15 protein-coding genes are annotated in these 16,084 nt (G+C 70.6%); 6 read left to right on the top strand and 9 right to left on the bottom strand.

The genetic code is table 11. The features are described 5' to 3' along the window. Positions 1–7: 7 nt before the first annotated feature. Positions 8–937: a tRNA (adenosine(37)-N6)-dimethylallyltransferase MiaA gene (gene miaA / locus CRP55_RS06410; protein WP_179855021.1), complete on the bottom strand. Its 930-nt coding sequence runs from the start codon at positions 935–937 to the stop codon at positions 8–10. Between the two features lie 159 nt (positions 938–1,096). Here miaA and CRP55_RS06405 point away from each other — a divergent pair, with 159 nt between their 5' ends. After that, positions 1,097–2,305 (top strand): DUF349 domain-containing protein, encoded by a 1,209-nt coding sequence (locus CRP55_RS06405; RefSeq protein ID WP_097318588.1) that lies wholly within the window; start codon positions 1,097–1,099, stop codon positions 2,303–2,305. Positions 2,306–2,353: 48 nt separating this feature from the next. Here CRP55_RS06405 and CRP55_RS06400 read toward each other — a convergent pair whose 3' ends face one another. The 3 genes from CRP55_RS06400 to CRP55_RS06390 are packed head-to-tail and all read right to left on the bottom strand — an operon-like array spanning position 2,354 to position 5,720. Next, entirely contained in the window at positions 2,354–3,772 is a 1,419-nt protein-coding gene (locus tag CRP55_RS06400) for a GGDEF domain-containing protein (RefSeq protein WP_097318587.1), read from the bottom strand. Positions 3,773–3,809: 37 nt separating this feature from the next. Next, entirely contained in the window at positions 3,810–5,297 is a 1,488-nt protein-coding gene (gene miaB / locus CRP55_RS06395) for a tRNA (N6-isopentenyl adenosine(37)-C2)-methylthiotransferase MiaB (protein ID WP_097318586.1), read from the bottom strand. Positions 5,298–5,318: 21 nt separating this feature from the next. After that, positions 5,319–5,720 (bottom strand): hypothetical protein, encoded by a 402-nt coding sequence (locus tag CRP55_RS06390; RefSeq protein WP_245922806.1) that lies wholly within the window; start codon positions 5,718–5,720, stop codon positions 5,319–5,321. A gap of 140 nt (positions 5,721–5,860) precedes the next feature. On the opposite strand from CRP55_RS06390, the gene CRP55_RS06385 reads away from it, so the two are divergent. The 5 genes from CRP55_RS06385 (at position 5,861) to CRP55_RS06365 (ending at position 9,719) form a co-directional block, all read left to right on the top strand. Next, a complete protein-coding gene (locus tag CRP55_RS06385; RefSeq protein ID WP_097318585.1) occupies positions 5,861–6,604 on the top strand; it encodes an amino acid ABC transporter ATP-binding protein in 744 nt (247 codons plus the stop codon). 37 nt (positions 6,605–6,641) lie between these two features. Further along, the gene (locus CRP55_RS06380) at positions 6,642–7,499 is read left to right on the top strand and encodes a glutamate ABC transporter substrate-binding protein (RefSeq protein WP_097318785.1); all 858 of its coding nucleotides are present in this window, start codon (positions 6,642–6,644) and stop codon (positions 7,497–7,499) included. A gap of 65 nt (positions 7,500–7,564) precedes the next feature. After that, positions 7,565–8,239 carry an amino acid ABC transporter permease gene (locus tag CRP55_RS06375; RefSeq protein WP_097318584.1) on the top strand — a complete coding sequence of 225 codons (675 nt, stop codon included), beginning with the start codon at positions 7,565–7,567 and terminating at the stop codon, positions 8,237–8,239. Between the two features lie 76 nt (positions 8,240–8,315). Next, positions 8,316–9,206: an amino acid ABC transporter permease gene (locus CRP55_RS06370; RefSeq protein WP_097318583.1), complete on the top strand. Its 891-nt coding sequence runs from the start codon at positions 8,316–8,318 to the stop codon at positions 9,204–9,206. 12 nt (positions 9,207–9,218) lie between these two features. Next, a complete protein-coding gene (locus CRP55_RS06365; RefSeq protein ID WP_097318582.1) occupies positions 9,219–9,719 on the top strand; it encodes a DinB family protein in 501 nt (166 codons plus the stop codon). On the opposite strand, the gene rny is transcribed toward CRP55_RS06365, so the two are convergent. From rny to CRP55_RS55985, 5 genes are all read right to left on the bottom strand, one after another. Then, positions 9,693–11,408: a ribonuclease Y gene (rny, locus tag CRP55_RS06360; RefSeq protein ID WP_097318784.1), complete on the bottom strand. Its 1,716-nt coding sequence runs from the start codon at positions 11,406–11,408 to the stop codon at positions 9,693–9,695. The genes CRP55_RS06365 and rny overlap by 27 nt on opposite strands. A 343-nt stretch (positions 11,409–11,751) precedes the next feature. Further along, positions 11,752–12,591: a hypothetical protein gene (locus CRP55_RS06355; protein ID WP_097318581.1), complete on the bottom strand. Its 840-nt coding sequence runs from the start codon at positions 12,589–12,591 to the stop codon at positions 11,752–11,754. Positions 12,592–13,533: 942 nt separating this feature from the next. After that, positions 13,534–14,553, bottom strand: a complete 1,020-nt coding sequence (locus tag CRP55_RS51960) for a hypothetical protein (RefSeq protein ID WP_179855020.1) — start codon at positions 14,551–14,553, stop codon at positions 13,534–13,536. Positions 14,554–14,695: 142 nt separating this feature from the next. Next, positions 14,696–15,328, bottom strand: coding sequence for a CG0192-related protein (locus CRP55_RS06345; protein ID WP_097318580.1), 633 nt, complete (start codon positions 15,326–15,328; stop codon positions 14,696–14,698). Positions 15,329–15,370: 42 nt separating this feature from the next. Continuing rightward, positions 15,371–15,877, bottom strand: coding sequence for a regulatory protein RecX (locus CRP55_RS55985; RefSeq protein ID WP_342751522.1), 507 nt, complete (start codon positions 15,875–15,877; stop codon positions 15,371–15,373). Positions 15,878–16,084 lie beyond the last annotated feature (207 nt).

Raw genomic sequence — 16,084 nt, 5'->3', positions numbered from 1 at the left:
CCGTCCATCATCGCGCAAGCGCTAGCGCGTCCGCCACGAGCGTGCCGGACGCTCCGTCGAGCCAGTGGATCGCCGGGTCCCGCCGGAACCACGACCGCTGCCGCCTGACGAACCGTCGTGTCCCCCGTACGGTGTCCTCCTTCGCTTCCGGTGAGGACATCCGGCCGTCGATCTCGGCGATGGCCTGCTGATAGCCGAGCGCGCGACCGGCCGTACGCCCTTCGCGCAGGCCCAGCGGAAGCAGACCCCGGACCTCGTCGAGCAGCCCGGCCTCCCACATCAGGTCCACCCGCAGGGCGATGCGCTCGTCGAGTTCCGCCACCTCGCGATCGACACCGATCTGGAGCGAGGGGTAATGAGGTACCGGATCGGGCAGCGACGCCGTGAACGGTTCGCCGGTCAGCTCGATCACTTCCAGCGCCCGCACGATGCGCCGGCCGTTCGACGGCAGGATGGCGGTGGCGGCCGCGGGGTCCAGGGAGCGCAGCCGGTCGTAAAGGGGCGCGGCGCCGACCGCGGCGAGCTCCTCCTCGAGACGGGCGCGCACCACCGGATCGGTGCCGGGGAACGAGAACTCCTCCAGCACCGCCCGCACATACAGGCCCGACCCGCCGACCAGGATCGGGACACGCCCCCGGGCGATGATGTCGTCGATCGCCGCGCGGGCCAGCCCCTGATATTCGGCCACCGCCGCCGGCTCGGTCACCTCCCAGATGTCCAGCAGGTGATGGGGCACGCCCTCGCGCTCGGCGACGGTCAGTTTCGCCGTGCCGATGTCCATCCCCCGGTAGAGCTGCATGGAGTCGGCGTTGACGACCTCGCCGTCCAGTTCGTGGGCCAGAGCGATACTCAGGGCGGATTTGCCCGACGCGGTAGGCCCGACGACGGTTATCACGCGTGAAGGGGCTGGCGACGGCACGAAGCCACGGTAGGACACTGTTTGGCCACGGTCATCGTCGGGCGCTTCCCCGTAACCCGGTTGGACCTGTGACAATGCGCGAGAAAGAATGCCATGGAGAAGCTTGGCGTTCGACTGTGCTGTGGCGGTGGTCACCGGTCTTCGAGACCGGCGACGCCGGGAAGACGAGGATGGGTCATGAACGACTGGACGGCCTTCGGGCGCGTGGATGCCGACGGCACCGTGTACGTGAAGACCGCTGATGGCGACCGCGTGGTCGGCTCCTGGCAGGCGGGCACCCCGGAGGAGGGACTGGCCCACTTCGCCCGGCGCTTCGCCGACCTGGTGACCGAGGTCGACCTCGTCGAGGCGCGGCTGAAATCCGGAGCGGCCGACGCGGCACACTCGCTGAGCAGCGTCAAGCGCCTGCGCACCGAGCTCGCCGAGGCGCACGTGGTCGGCGACATCGACGGGCTCAACGCCCGGCTCGACAAGCTCGCCACGCTCGCCGAGGAGAAGGCGGGCGAGGCCCGCGCGGCCCGCGAGGTGGCCCGGGGCGAGGCCCTGGCCCGCAAGACGGCCCTCGTCGAAGAGGCCGAGAAGATCGCCAACGAGGCCACCGGCTGGAAGACGGCCGGCGACCGCCTCAAGGAGATCCTCGACGAGTGGAAGACGATCCGCGGCGTCGACAAGAAGACCGACGGCGAGCTGTGGAAGCGCTTCGCGACCGCCCGGGACGGCTTCACCCGCCGCCGCGGCGCACACTTCGCCACCCTCGACGGGCAGCGCAAGCAGGCCCAGACGGCCAAGGAAGAGCTGGTCAAGGAGGCCGAGAGCCTGTCGGAGTCGACCGAGTGGTCGGCCACGGCCAACCGGCTCAAGGACCTGATGGCCGAGTGGAAGGCCGCGCCGCGCGCCGCCAAGGAGGCCGAGCAGCGCCTCTGGGAGCGGTTCCGCGCCGCTCAGGACGCGTTCTTCACCCGCCGCTCCGAGGTCTTCTCGGCCCGCGACGCCGAGTACAAGGGCAACCTCGACCGCAAGCAGGCCATCCTGGCCGAGGTGGAGGCGCTCGACGTCGACGCCGACCCGCGCGGCGCGCAGAACAAGCTGCGTGACGCCCAGGCCGCCTGGCACGACGCCGGCCGCGTCCCCCGCGAGTCCGCCGCCTCGCTCGACCGCCGCTGGCGGGCCGCCGAGGAGCGCATCCGGGTGGCCATGGACTCGGCCTGGCGCAAGACCTCGCCGCAGGACAACCCGCTGCTCCAGCAGATGCGCGAGCAGGTCGCCGAGGCCGAGGACAAGCTGGCCCGGGCCCAGGCGGCCGGCGACGCCCGCCGCATCAAGGAGGCCGAGCAGGCGCTCAACTCGAAGAAGCAGTTCCTCGCTCTGGCCGAGCAAGCGAACTGATCGCCGTCGAACGGCCCGGTCCCCGCGGGGGCCGGGCCGTTTCGTGTCTCAGGCGACCGCCAGGCTGAGGGCGCCGATCGTCTTGGCCCGCTTGGCCTCGTACATCGCGGTGTCGGCGCGGGCGACGACGTCGTCGGTGGAGTCGCCGGCCCGGGCGTGGGCGACGCCCACGCTGACGCCGATCAGGGCCGGCTCGTTCCCGGCCGGGAACGGCTCCGCCACCATCGCGCGGATCCGGTCGCTGATCACGTCGACCGCGTCGGCCCCGCGGCAGACGATGACGAACTCGTCGCCGCCGAACCGGCCGATCAGGTCGTCCTCGCGGACGCAGCCCCGCAGCCGGGCCGCGACACCGACCAGCAGCTCGTCGCCGGCGGCGTGGCCGAGCCGGTCGTTGACCGCCTTGAAGCCGTCCAGGTCGCAGAAGAGCACGGTGAGCCCGGCCGGGCGGGCGGCCAGCTCCGCGGTCACGTGCTCGATCCAGGCCGCGCGGTTGGGCAGGCCGGTCAGCGCGTCCGAGGTGGCCAGCCGGTGCAGGGCCTCCTCGGCCGTGCGCCGGGCCCGGGACAGCCGGCCGATACGCACCATGACGAGCGGGATCAGGGCGGCCGACGAGACCGCCAGCAGGACGCCGTCGGCGGGCTCATCCAGCAGCACCCGGCCGCCGCCGATCAGGGGACCGATCGCGAGCATGACGCCCAGGAAGGTGAGCCGGGTCCCGCTCAGGCGGTCGTCCGGGGCCGGGCCGGGCCGGGTGACGACCGCCACGGACGGGTGCAGCGCGGCGCATCCGAGCGCCATGTAGGCCGCCAGGAACACCATGTTCGTCCAGTCCGCGCGCAGCCCGGACGCGTCGACGGCGAGCGTACCGGCCACGTTGCCGATCAGGGTGAGCCCGACCCCCGCGGCGAGCAGACGGACGGCGGCGACCCGCCCGGCCCCGACGGACGAGACCCGGACCAGGGCACCCAGCGCACCGGTCAGAACGATCACGTTGACGAACGCGCCGATCTGCCCGCCCGTGGAGACCCCGTCCGAGGTCAGCGCCGGGAGGAGAACGAAGTCCCACAGCACGCCGCTCAGCGCCACCGCCGTGATCACCGAGTCGATCACCCCGCCGGCGTCGCCCCGGCCCCGTTTGACCACCACCACGAGCGCCCCGGCCAGGACCACCACGTCGGCCACGGTGAACAGGAGGCTGGCCCCGCTGCCGTCGCCGGTCTCCCGGCCGCGCACGGTGACCAGCCAGATCCACCAGAAGTTGCCGGCGTTGAACAGCGTCAGGGCCGCCAGCAGCAGCCACCACGGCGACCGCTCACCGCGCGGTGACCGCCGCAGACCCGCGCCGACGGCCGGCAGGGTCGCCAGCGTCACCAGCAGAAACGGCCATTGCCGCAGCTCGTACGGCCACAGCAGGTAGCTGGCGACCATCGCGCCGGCGAAGGCCACGTACCACCGCAGCACCATGAACAGCTCATCGGCCGTCCCCGGTGCGGTCTGAGGATCAGACGGCGCAGCCGCCGGTCGACGCCGGCAGCGGGGCCGGGACACCGATCGTGGGCAGGCCGAGGGAGACGCCCTTGAGTTTCGGGGTGCGGCCGGCCTCGAAGGCGTCGCCGGCACGGGTGCGGCGGTAGCTCAGCGGGGCGCCGTCGGCGTTCAGGTGGTGAGGGGCGGCGTACGTGACCACGGTCTCGACGATGTCGCCGGGGCGCGGGGTCAGGTCGCCGGTGGCGAAGTGGACCAGGCGGCCGTCGCGGGCCCGGCCGCTGAGACGGCCCGTACGCTCGTCCTTGCGGCCCTCACCGACCGCGACCAGGACCTCGACCTTCTCACCGACCAGCTTTTTGTTCTCGGCCCAGGTGATCTCTTCGAGGAGCGCGACCAGGCGCTCGTAGCGCTCCTGGACCACGGCCTTGGGCAGCTGCTCCTCCATCACGGCAGCGGGGGTGCCGGGCCGCTTGGAATACTGGAACGTGAACGCGCTGGAGAACCGCGCCCGGCGTACGACCTCGAGGGTCTGCTCGAAGTCCTCCTCGGTCTCGCCCGGGAAACCGACGATGATGTCGGTGGTGATCGCGGCGTCCGGCATGGCGGCGCGGACCTTGTCGATGATGCCGAGGTATTTCTCCTGGCGGTAGCTGCGGCGCATGGCCTTCAGCACCCGGTCGGAGCCGGACTGCAGCGGCATGTGCAGCGAGTGGCAGACGTTCGGCGTCTCGGCCATCGCGGCGATCACGTCGTCGGTGAAGTCCTTGGGGTGGGGGCTGGTGAAGCGGACCCGCTCCAGGCCCTCGATGGCGCCGGCCGAGCGCAGCAGCTTGCCGAAGGCGAGCCGGTCGCCGAACTCCACGCCGTACGAGTTGACGTTCTGGCCCAGCAGGGTGACCTCGAGGACGCCCTCGGCGACCAGGGCCTCGACCTCGGCCAGGATCTCGCCCGGGCGGCGGTCCTTCTCCTTGCCGCGCAGCGACGGCACGATGCAGAACGTGCAGGTGTTGTTGCAGCCGACCGAGATCGACACCCAGCCGGCGTAGGTCGACTCGCGCTTGGTCGGCAGGGTCGACGGGAACACCTCGAGCGACTCGAGGATCTCGACCTCGGCCTCTTGGTTGTGCCGGGCACGCTCGAGCAGCGCCGGCAGCGAGCCGATGTTGTGGGTGCCGAAGACGACGTCGACCCAGGGCGCCTTCTTGACGATGTCGCCGCGGTCCTTCTGCGCCAGGCAGCCGCCGACCGCGATCTGCATGTCGGGGTTCTTCACCTTGGTCGGGCGCAGGTGGCCGAGGTTGCCGTAGAGGCGGTTGTCGGCGTTCTCCCGTACCGCGCAGGTGTTGAAGACCACCACGTCGGCCGACTCGGGATCGGCCGCGCGCACGTAGCCGGCGTCCTCCATCAGCCCGGAGATGCGCTCGCTGTCGTGCACGTTCATCTGGCAGCCGTACGTGCGCACGTCGTACGTGCGGGTGGCGCCTTGAATTTCGGTAGTCATGACAGTTGACCAGGGTACTGCTTATCTCCCCGTGGTGGCGGGGCGCACGTTCCGGCGTTCCGGGCCGTCGTCCGTCTCGATCTCGTCGACATGGACGGCGATCAAGCTGCCGTCCGGCGTCGCCAGGACGTACGCCGAAGGGTCCAGCGAATCGTCGGGCAGAAGGACCGCGGCACCCAGCCGGACCGAGACGGCGCTCGCGGCCGTGGCCTCGTCGACACGCGAGGGCGCCAGATAGACGTCGACCAGTGTCGGAAACTCGCCACCGACCTCGTAGACGTCGCAGAGAACGTCACCCTCGGCTTCCAGGGGGACCACCGAACGCTCCAGCGTGCCCGCCAGAGCGCCGCGCACACGATCCGGGTCGAGGGGGCAGGCGACCGCCCAGTTCCAGAGGCCACCTGTCGGATCGGTGTCAGCCATACCGAACATGGTGGACAATGATGGCCCATTGCGAGAAGTGAGTTACCAGTCCGTGACCATTCTCGGCGTGAACCGATACAAGAGCCCACATAGAGTGTGCCCATCCGGGTGAACCCCAATGACGGGACGGTGGTCCAGCAGTGTCCGACGAGGCTCTCATCGTCCTCGACAAGGTGAACAAGTACTTCGGGCCGCTCCATGTGCTCCAGGACGTGGATCTGTCGGTGGCCCGGGGAGAGGTCGTCGTCGTTATCGGACCGTCGGGCTCCGGGAAGTCCACGCTCTGCCGCGCGATCAACCGGCTCGAGCCGATCAACTCCGGCACCATCACCTTCGACGGCCGGCCCCTGCCCGCCGAGGGCCGCTCCCTGGCCCGGCTGCGCAGCGAGGTCGGCATGGTCTTCCAGTCCTTCAACCTGTTCGCGCACAAGACGATCCTGCAGAACGTCATGCTCGGGCCGCTCAAGGTGCGCAAGGAGAAGCCGGCCGAGGTCCGCGAGCGGGCCATGTCGCTGCTCGACCGGGTCGGCATCGGCAACCAGGCCGAGAAATATCCGGCGCAGCTCTCCGGCGGGCAGCAGCAGCGCGTGGCGATCGCCCGGGCCCTGGCCATGCAGCCCAAGGCGATGCTGTTCGACGAGCCGACCAGCGCCCTCGACCCCGAGATGGTGGGCGAGGTGCTCGACGTGATGACGTCGCTGGCCCGCGAGGGAATGACGATGGTCGTCGTGACGCACGAGATGGGATTCGCGCGGCACGCGGCCAACCGCGTCGTTTTCATGGCCGACGGCCAACTGGTCGAATCAGCGCCGCCGGCGGAGTTCTTCGCCAATCCGAAAAGCGATCGCGCCAAGGACTTCCTTTCCAAAATCCTCACGCACTGATCTGTTGGTCCAACTAGAAATATCGAGGAGCCCAATGATGCGCATCACCCGATTGGCAGCGGCGCTCGGCGCGCTCACGATGGCGTTCGGCGTCGCGGCCTGTGGCGGCGACGACGACTCGGGTAGCAGCGGCAGCGGCGCCACCGGCATCGTCAAGAAGGCCGAGAGCGGCAAGCTGGTCATCGGCGTCAAGGCCGACCAGCCCGGCCTCGGCCTGCAGACCGGCAGCACCTACACCGGCTTCGACGTCGAGATCGGCAAGATCATCGCGAAGGGCCTGGGTCTGGCCGACAGCGGCATCGAGTGGAAGACCACGGTCTCCGCCAACCGCGAGCCCTACATCCAGCAGGGCCAGGTCGACCTGGTCGTCGCGACCTACACGATCAACGACGAGCGCAAGAAGGTCGTCAACTTCGGCGGCCCGTACTTCGTCGCCGGTCAGGACCTGCTCGTCCCGACCGCTTCGACGATCACCGGGCCCGAGTCGCTGGCCGGCAAGAAGGTCTGCTCGGTGAGCGGCTCGACGCCGGCCAAGCGGATCCAGACCGACTACAAGGACGCCAAGCTCCAGCAGTTCGACTCGTACTCCAAGTGCGTGACGGCGCTGGCCGGCGGTCAGGTCGACGCGGTCACCACCGACGACATCATCCTCGCCGGCTACGCCGCGCAGGAGCAGTACGCGGGCAAGTTCAAGGTGGTCGGCAAGCCGTTCAGCGAGGAGCCGTACGGCATCGGCCTCAAGAAGGACGACACCGCCGGCTGCAACAAGATCAATGACATCCTGAAGGCGGCCGCCGCCGACGGGTCGTACAAGAAGGCCTGGGACGACACCCTCGGCAAGAGCGGCAAGGCCGCGCCCGAGCTCGACGCCACCAAGCTGACGAACTGCTCCTGATCCCTCTTCAGTGCCGCGGGGGCCGGTGATCCGGCCCTCGCGGTTTTCTTCGCTCGAAGGTGCCGATGGACGTCTTCTCCGATCCCCTCAACCGTGAGGTCTACCTCACCGGGTTCCTCTGGATCCTGAAGCTCACCCTGGCCGGCGGCGTCGGCGCTCTCCTGCTCGGCGTCCTGTTGGCCGCGATGCGGGTCTCGCCCGTCCCGGTGCTGCGCGCCTTCGGCACGGCCTGGGTGAACATCTTCCGCAACACGCCGCTCACCCTGATCATCTTCTTCTGCTACTTCGGCCTGTTCTCGACGCTCGGCGTCGCGTTCTCCGACGACATCGACCTGAACAACTTCTGGCTCGGTGTCACCGGCCTGGCGGTGTACACGGCGGCGTTCGTCTGCGAGGCGATCCGCTCCGGCATCAACACCGTGCCGGCCGGTCAGGCCGAGGCGGCCCGGGCCATCGGCATGACGTTCCGGCAGACCCTCACGATGATCATCCTGCCCCAGGCCGGCCGCGCCGTGATCGCGCCGCTGGGCAGCATCATCATCGCGCTCTGCAAGAACGCCACGATCGTCGGCACGATCGGCCTCATGGAGTCGTCGAACGCCATGAAGCAGCTGATCAACGAGAACGGCGACGCGGTCGTCCCGATCTTCCTGGTCTTCGCCGGCACGTTCGCGATCGTCCTGATCCCCACCGGCTACGCCTTCGGCTGGCTGGCCAACCGCCTGGCGGTGAAGCGGTGAGGGAGCGGAGCGACCGAACAATTCGGCTCAGCGCACCCGGGGCTCATGCCGTCGCGGAGCGAAGCGGAGAGACAAAATGAGCACCGACGCTGTTCTCTACGATCACCCGGGGCCCCGCGCGAAGGCGCGCAACCGGATCCTCACGGTCGCCTTCGGCGTCCTCCTGCTGGCGCTGCTCTACTGGATCTACCGGAAGTTCGACGAGAAGGGCCAGTGGGCGGCCGCCCTGTGGAAGCCCTTCACCCAGTCGAGCACGTGGACCGACTACATCCTGCCCGGCCTGCTGCACACCCTCGAGGCGGCCGCCGTGGCGGCGGCGCTCTCGCTGGTCTTCGGCGTGATCTTCGCGGTGGGGCGGCTCTCCGACCACTGGTGGGTCCGGGTGCCGGCCGGTGCGGTCGTCGAGTTTTTCCGGGCCGTACCCCTGCTGCTGATGATGTTCTTCATCTTCTTCGGCGTGCCCTACCTGACCGAGAAGCCCATGTCGATCTTCTGGGCGGTGGTCATCGGCCTGACCCTCTACAACGGGTCGGTGCTGGCCGAGGCGTTCCGGGCCGGTGTGAAATCGGTGCCGGCCGGGCAGAGCGAGGCGGCGTACGCCATCGGCATGCGCAAGGGGCAGGTGATGGGGCACATCCTCATCCCGCAGGCGGCCCGCGCCATGCTCCCGGTGATCGTCAGCCAGCTCGTCGTGCTGGTCAAGGACACCGCGCTCGGCTACATCATCTCGTACAACGAGCTGCTCCAGCTCGGCGTCAACAACGTGGCGGCCAACTTCGGCAACGTGGTCCAGGCCGCGATCGTGGCCGCGATCATCTACATCGCCGTCAACTCGCTGCTCACCTCGTTCGCCGGCTGGCTCAGCCGCCGCACCCGGCGCAGCGGCAAGGCGCCCCGCGCCACCGGCCGCGGCGTGATCATGGGAGCAACCGATCCGGGCATGGGTGGTGGCGGCGGTGCCGTCTGAGATGCTGAGCGCATGATTTCCGCCGACGACGCCATTCACGAGCCCGCCAAGGTCCAGTTCGAGGCATTTCTGGACGAGCACCGCAAGGCGCTCCTCGACAGCCTCGACGGCGTCACCGAGGAGCAGGCCCGGGCCTCCCTGGTGCCTTCGCGGACCACGCTGCTCGGGCTGGTCAAGCACGTGACGATGGTGGAGAACGTCTGGTTCGGCGAGGCGGTGACCGGGAAGTCGCGGGCCGAGCTCGGCATCCCGCTCACCGCCGACGAGTCGTTCCTGCTCGACGACGACGACACCATCGAGAGCATCCAGGACGCGTACCGCGAGACCATCGAGAACTCGCGGCGGGCGGCGGCCTCGATCGGCCTCGACGACCTGCTGCCGGGCAACCGGCGCGGGCCGCTCCCGCTGCGCTGGGCCTACATGCACCTGCTGCGTGAGCTGGCCCAGCACTGCGGGCACGCGGACATCCTCCGCGAGCAGCTCGGCCTAACGAGCGAGCTCGGTGACGCGTGACTCGCGCACCACGGTGACCCTGATCTGACCCGGATAGGTCAGCTCCTCCTCGATCTGCTTGGCAACATCCCTGGCCAGGACGGCGGCGCCGATGTCGTCGACGTCGTCCGGCCGGACCATCACGCGGATCTCCCGGCCGGCCTGCATCGCGAAGACCTTCTCCACCCCGACCTTGCTCGCGGCGATCTCCTCGATCCTCTCGAGGCGTTTGACGTACGCCTCCAGGCTCTCCCGCCGAGCGCCGGGCCGCCCGCCCGAGCACGCGTCCGCGGCCTGCGTCAGCACGGCCTCGATCGTCTGCGGCGGCACCTCGTTGTGGTGCGCCTCGATCGCGTGCACCACGTCCTCCGACTCGCCGTACTTGCGGGCCAGGTCGGCGCCGATCAGCGCGTGGCTGCCCTCGACCTCGTGGGTGAGCGCCTTGCCGATGTCGTGCAGGAAAGCGGCCCGCTTCATCGTCGGCACATCCAGGCCCAGCTCGGCGGCCATGATGCCGGCGATGTGGGCGGTCTCCACCAGATGCTTGAGCACGTTCTGGCCGTAGCTGGTGCGGTAGCGCAGCCGGCCCAGCAGCTTCTTCAGCTCCGGGTGCAGGTCGGTGATGCCGACGTCGACCAGCGCGTCCTCGGCCGCCCGGTCGCACAGCACGTCGACCTCGTTCTTGGCGCTCTCGAAGACCTCCTCGATGCGGTGCGGGTGGATGCGCCCGTCCAGCACCAGCTTCTCCAGGGTCAGCCGGCCGACCTCACGGCGAACCGGGTCGAAGCACGACAGGAGCACGGCCTCCGGGGTGTCGTCGATGATCAGGTTGACGCCGGTGACCGACTCGAAGGCCCTGATGTTGCGGCCCTCACGGCCGATGATCCGGCCCTTCATCTCGTCGCTGGGCAGATGAAGGACGCTGACCACGCTCTCCGAGGTCTGCTCGCTGGCGATCCGCTGGATGGCGTCGACCACGATGTGCCGGGCCCGGGTGTCGGCGGTGCTCTTCGCCTCGGCCTCGATGTCCCGCACGATGATCGCGGCCTCGCGCTTGGCCTGCGCCTCGATGCTCTCGACCAGCTCGGCCCGGGCCGCCTCGGCGGTCAGGGCGGCGACCCGCTCCAGCTCGCGGCGCTTCTCCTCCTCGGCGCCGGCCAGCTCCGCCTCCTTGGTGGAGAGGGCGGCCTCGCGCGAGGAGAGGTCGGTGTCCATGCCGGCGAGGCGGCGCTCCCGCTCGACGAGGCGCTCCACCTCCTCGGCGTGCAGCCGCTCCCGCTCGTCGATGCGGGCGGCGCGGCGCTCGACCTCGGCCGCCTGCTCCTTGGCGGTGGCGTTCAGGAGGGCGACCTCCCTCTCGCCGGAGCGGCGGGCGGCGGAACGGACCTGCTCGGCGTCGGCCTCGGCCTGGCGGTGGGCGCGCTCGAGGATGGTGTCGGCCTCGCTGTGCGCGTCCTCGAGGACCCGGCGGGCCTCGGCGCGCGCGGCGTTGGCCTCGGCCTTGGCGGCGGCAGCCTCCGCCCGTACGGAAGCGGCCTTGGCATTGGCGTCGTCGACCTTGGCCAGCGCGTCGTCGACCGCTTGACCCGAACCCTGCGCGTCGGTCTTCTTGAGGTGACGCAGCGCCCGGGCGCCGAGCAGCATGCCGCCCACCACGAAGGCGGCGAGGACGACGATCGCCACCACCAGCACCCAGTCCAGGGCGGTCAGCACGCCGCGTCTCCCTTCGCCGCCCGGCACGACACGCGCGCGGGCCATCTGTGGGATGCCCGACCAAGGCCGCGGATGCGCAGGAGAGATCAGGCCCCTCCGCTGGCGTGGGTACGCCGGGGCCGACCGCTGGTATGTCAAGCCCTCGGCGCCTCGGGTTTCGCGGTTTGGCGCTTCGGGCGGCATCTTACTGGATAAGTGATGCCGTAATGTAATGCGATCTATGTTGTGCGTGTTGCATGCGATGGTCGAACAAACCTTGTGTAACGCGAGGCTAGGTCGCGGATGCCACTTCGGTCAAGGATCCATGATTCGGTGCTGCTTACCCCCAGGTCACCGCAATTCAGGCGTACCTGGACCAGAGATCGCGCATCGGCTCCCACTTCTCACCGAGACCCTCCTTCCAGTACGCGAGCAGGAAGCCCGCCACCGGTTTCGCGGAGTCGTCCCACCAGAGGCCGCTGACGGTTCGGGTGGTTCCGCCCTCGGTGAGACGATACGCGTATTCCACGTAGTTGCCGGTGGTTCGCCCGCTCGGAGTAGGCCCTTCGGTGGCCGGCCCCACCCCCGGCGTGAGCGTGCGGGCGTCGACGGCCTGCCCCATCGCCTTGACACGGGCCTTGTCCCGCTCGGCGACCGAGTCGTACTCGACGAAGATCGCGCTCATGCCGTCCAGCGTGCAGCGGACGCGGACCTTCTCACCCGGGCTCAGCTTGGGGCCGCCCGGGGTGCCGCTGCGGCCGCAGGTGGAGAGATAGGGAAGCCAGCCCTCGGAGAGGGTGACGAGACCGGTGCCGGCGAAGTCAGGCGCGTTGAGAGAGGCCTGGCTCTGCTCGAAGACACCGAGGCTGGTGGGTGCGGCTTCGGGGGTGGGGGCCGCCTGCTCGGGGGCGGTGGCGCGGCCGGCGAAGAATCCGCCGGCACCGAAGAGCAGCAGTCCGGCGATCAGCCCGGCCAGGAGACCGAGGAGGAAGCGGCCGCGGTTGGGAGGCGGGGTCGGCTCGATGCGGCGCCCGGGGGGCGCGTCGAAGCCGTAGGGGTTGCTCTCGGCCGGCCTTTGGTAGGGATCCCCATGGAACGGGCCGTAGGAGGCGCCGCCACCGGACGGGCTCGCCGGATTCGTCGGAAATGGCGGACTTGAGGGTACGCCGGGGTAGGGGGTGCCGCTCGTCGGATCAGGCACTCCGCTGCTCGGATCGGGCGACCCACTGACCGGCCACAACCCACCACCACCGGACGGGCCGCTCGGGGCGCCGCCACCGCTTGGAGCGCCGCCGCTTGGGGAGCTGCCGTCGGCCGGATGGCTGCCGGCACTTCGATACGGCTGGTCGCCGCTCGATGCCGGCGGCCCACTCTCCGCCCAAGGACCAGTGCCGCCCGCCGGGACGCCGCCCGCCGCCGGGACGCCGCCCGCCGCCGGGACACTGCCGCCAGCCGAAACGGGCGACGCACTCACCGGCCAAGGTCCGCCAACGGCCGGGGTATTGCCATAGCTCGCGGCCGGGACGCCACGACGTGCCGGGAGGCCGCCCCCCGCTCGGAGGTCACCCTCCGCTGGGAGGCCGTTCGCCGCCGAGGCACCATCAGGTGCCGGGAAGCCGCTCGCCGCCGGGACGCCACCAGCCGCCAGGGGGCCACTCGCCGCTGGGAGGGCGCTCGCCGCTGGAAGGGCGCTCGCCGCTGGAAGGGCGCTCGCCGCCGGGACGCCACCAGCCGCCAGGGGGCCACTCGCCGCTGGGAGGGCGCTCGCCGTCGCGGCGCCACCAGGTGACAGAGCACTGCCAACAGCCTGGGCGGCGCCAAGTGGCGGAGCGCTACTGGGTGCGGGAGCGCCGCTGTCTGCTGGGTGGGGCGGGACGGTGGGCTGACCGGGGAGGCCGCGGGGTGGCTGGTCGTTCGGGGCCGGCGAAGGGTGCGCAGCCGGGTGGGGCTGCGAGGGGATCGGCGCGGTCGGCTCGGTGCCTTCCTGGAAGGGACCGTAGCCCGGTATACGGCTCTGATCGGTCACAACGTCGCAGATTACCAGGCAGTGGCCAGTGCCGATGTCCTGTCAAGATCGTGATTCGCCGGCGCCGATGCGGTCTCATCCGGCCGTGACCCTGGAGGTCACGGCCGGATGTCGCCGTCAGGCCTGCGACTCGGCGCGGCGCCGCCTGGTCACGAGCAGCAGGACCACGCCGCCGACCACTACGGCCGCGCCGGTGCCGGCCATGCCGGCCGAGTTGGCGCCGGTCAGCGCGAGGATCGGGTTGCCGTCGCCCGAGCCACCGGTGCCGCCGGCATCGTTGGTGTCATTGTCCGGGGTGATGCCGCCGTTCTGGTCGGCGTCGCCGTTCTGATCGCCGTTGCCGTCCGGGCCGGGGTCGGCCGCGGGCGGATTGTCATCCGGGCCGTTGTCGCCAGGCGGGGTCCCGCCGCCGTCGCCGGGCGGATCCTCACCGCCGTCGCCGCCACCGCCGCCGGGCGGGTTCTCACCGCCGCCGCCGGGAGGATTCTCGCCACCGTTGCCGGGCGGGTTCCCACCGCCGTTGCCGGGCGGGCTTTCGCCACCGTTGCCGGGCGGGTTCCCACCGCCGTCACCGGGCGGGTTCCCACCACCGTCACCGGGCGGATTCCCACCACCGTCACCGGGCGGATTCCCACCACCGTCACCGGGCGGATTCTCACCGCCGCCACCGTCGCCGGGCGGCGTGTCACCGCCGCCATCACCACCGCCATCGCCCGGCGGAGTATCGCCGCCACCCGGTGGAGTGTCACCACCGCCGTCACCCGGCGGAGTGTCGCCGCCACCGTCACCGGGCGGAGTGTCGCCGCCGCCATCGCCGGGCGGAGTGTCGCCGCCACCGTCACCGGGCGGGGTATCGCCACCTCCATTGCCGGGTGGGTCTTCGTCGGAGGCCGGGTCGTTCTCGTCCGCGGTGGGGGCCGGGTCGGCCTCGTTCGCGGCGGGCGTGGTGCCGGCCTCGCCGGTGGTGGTCGTGGGCTCCTCGGTGACGATCACGATGCCGCGGGTGGCGGCGTTCGTGGTCGCGGCGCCGGCCGCGTGGGCGCCGGTCAGCGCCGCGACGCCGACCGCGCCGGCCAGCACACCGAGTCGCACGACCGCGCGTACTCCGCGGCGCCGCGCAAGCTGATTGATCCGCATGTTCCTCCCCGTTGTCGCACGCGGAGAGACCACACACATTTCAGCGATCCCCCCGCGATGTGAGGAAGCAACTTAACCGAGGTCAACCCACTCGCGCCATCCACACCCGACAATATGGAGGTATAGAAATACTGGTTGTTATCTATTCCACATTCTCGAGTCGCGCGTACACCAGCGGAACAAGCGCGGGCTGGCCCTCCCACGAGCCGCTCAATCGCAGTCCCTTCCGCGCGCCGCCATCCCCGACCCGCCGGATCACCGCGAACTCGGCCGCCTCGGTCACGACCAGGGCCGGATCACCCGGCACCACCTGATCGTTCAGCGCCGGATCTCCTTCGGCCGCTGACCCGTCGACGGCGATGGTCATGCTGAGCGCCCGTGGTTCGAGCCGCCCATCGGTCTCGAAGAATTCCTGCGCCTGGCCCTCACCACCGAGGATCGCCGTCACCAGCGCCGCCGCGTAGACCGGGTCGCCGGTGGCGTCGTACACCCAACGCGGCCCGAGCACCGAATGCTCGCACGTGCCCACCAGCCAGGAGTCCCCTCCGTCGAGAGGAGCCCCCCGATAGGTGAGCGGGACCTGAAGCGCCGGCCCCTCCCCCGCCCGCACCAGGAGGGTCTCGATGCCGACCTCTCCCGCCGGGTCGTCGAACCGATAGGCCGCAACCCGTTCGAGCCCTGAGCCACCCCCGACGGCCCACTCCCGCGAGGGAAGCCACCCTTCCAACAGCTCGAGTTTGGTGGGACGGATCTGAGCCCGATGAATCAACGCCATGCGCGGCATCGTAGATCCCTCCCACCGGCCGGGTGGGAGGCGTCAGGAGAGGTCGGTGTTTTCGTCGGCCAGGGCGTCGGCGTCCACGGCGTCGGCGAATTCGGCGGCCTCGGCGTCTCGGGCGGCCAAGGCGTCTTTGACGGCGCGGAAGGCGATGCCCGCGGGGTAGCCCTTGCGGGCCAGCATGGCCACCAAGCGGCGGAAGACGGCGTCGGGCGGGCCGGTGGCGGTACGGAGTTTGCGGTCGACCAGGGCTCGGGCGGTGGCAGCCTCGTCCTCGTCGTCGACGGCCTCCAGGGCCTCGCCGGCGGTTTCCGCGTCCACGCCGCGCTGGCGCAGCTCGTTGGCCAAGGCCCGGCGGGCCAGTCCACGGCCGTGATGGCGGCTCGAGACCCAGGCGCGGGCGAAAGCGGCGTCGTCGATGATGCCGACCTCGTCGTAGCGGTCCAGGACCTCCGCGATCACCTCGTCGGAGATCTCCTTGCGGGCCAAAACCTTCGCCAGCTCGGCCCTCGTGCGAGGGCGCACCGCCAGTTGGCGCAGGCAGATCTCCCGGGCGCGCTCCCCCTCGCTCTGCGCCGGCTGAGCCTGCCGCCCGGAGCCACCGCCGCTGGAGCGAGGCTGCTGCGGCTCGTCGCCGCCGAAGCCTTCCCCCTCGGAACCCGACCGGCTGGAACGGGCCTGACGGGAACCGCTGCTGCCGAAACCGCCTCCCCCGGAACCCGAGCGGCTGGAACGGGACTGACGGGAACCGCT

The sequence above is a fragment of the Paractinoplanes atraurantiacus genome (genome assembly GCF_900215205.1).
In the GTDB taxonomy this organism is placed as follows: Bacteria; Actinomycetota; Actinomycetes; order Mycobacteriales; family Micromonosporaceae; genus Actinoplanes; species Actinoplanes atraurantiacus.
Note: the sequence above shows the minus strand (reverse complement) of the source record. Positions and strands in the feature narration are given on the sequence as shown.

Excerpts from the sequence above, each read along its gene's own strand:
- CRP55_RS06405 (WP_097318588.1), top strand. The coding sequence starts at position 1,097 with ATGAACGACTGGACGGCCTTCGGGCGCGTGGATGCCGACGGCACCGTG.
- CRP55_RS06400 (WP_097318587.1), bottom strand. The coding sequence starts at position 3,772 with ATGGTGCTGCGGTGGTACGTGGCCTTCGCCGGCGCGATGGTCGCCAGC.
- miaB (WP_097318586.1), bottom strand. The coding sequence starts at position 5,297 with ATGACTACCGAAATTCAAGGCGCCACCCGCACGTACGACGTGCGCACG.
- CRP55_RS06390 (WP_245922806.1), bottom strand. The coding sequence starts at position 5,720 with ATGGCTGACACCGATCCGACAGGTGGCCTCTGGAACTGGGCGGTCGCC.
- CRP55_RS06380 (WP_097318785.1), top strand. The coding sequence starts at position 6,642 with ATGCGCATCACCCGATTGGCAGCGGCGCTCGGCGCGCTCACGATGGCG.
- CRP55_RS06375 (WP_097318584.1), top strand. The coding sequence starts at position 7,565 with ATGGACGTCTTCTCCGATCCCCTCAACCGTGAGGTCTACCTCACCGGG.
- CRP55_RS06370 (WP_097318583.1), top strand. The coding sequence starts at position 8,316 with ATGAGCACCGACGCTGTTCTCTACGATCACCCGGGGCCCCGCGCGAAG.
- CRP55_RS06365 (WP_097318582.1), top strand. The coding sequence starts at position 9,219 with ATGATTTCCGCCGACGACGCCATTCACGAGCCCGCCAAGGTCCAGTTC.
- CRP55_RS51960 (WP_179855020.1), bottom strand. The coding sequence starts at position 14,553 with ATGCGGATCAATCAGCTTGCGCGGCGCCGCGGAGTACGCGCGGTCGTG.
- CRP55_RS06345 (WP_097318580.1), bottom strand. The coding sequence starts at position 15,328 with ATGGCGTTGATTCATCGGGCTCAGATCCGTCCCACCAAACTCGAGCTG.